At 63.4% G+C, this 388-nt stretch carries 1 protein-coding gene; it reads left to right on the forward strand.

Annotation, left to right across the window (positions count from 1 at the left end; translation table 11 throughout):
- Positions 1 to 316: acyl-CoA dehydrogenase family protein (locus EN807_RS33020; protein WP_281405248.1), on the forward strand; the 316-nt coding region annotated here is incomplete at its 5' end.
- Positions 317 to 388 lie beyond the last annotated feature (72 nt).

The following is a 388-nucleotide window of genomic DNA, read 5'->3' on the forward strand; positions in this document are numbered from 1 at the left end:
CGCGGCAGAGGCGGTTCTGGAAAGGGCCGGGCTTGCGGTCGATCGCGCCGTGGCCGACCCGAACGAGAAGACCGTCGCGGAAGCGCAGATCGCGGTTGCCGAATCCAAGATCCTCACGACAGAGATCGCCATCATTGCCACGAACAAGCTGTTCGAGCTCGCCGGCACACGCTCGACGCTGGCCGAGCACAATCTCGACCGCCATTGGCGCAATGCGCGCACCCACACGCTGCACGATCCGGTACGCTGGAAGTACTCGATCCTCGGCAAGTACTTCCTCAACGGCGAGAATCCGCCGCTGCACGCCTGGAGTTGATTTCCCGCTGGCGGGCCAAGGCCCGCCACAACAACCTTCGACCATCAAGAGGCCCACTGCCATGTACAATCC

The organism is Mesorhizobium sp. M5C.F.Ca.ET.164.01.1.1 (assembly GCF_004792125.1).
GTDB lineage: Bacteria > Pseudomonadota > Alphaproteobacteria > Rhizobiales > Rhizobiaceae > Mesorhizobium > Mesorhizobium wenxiniae.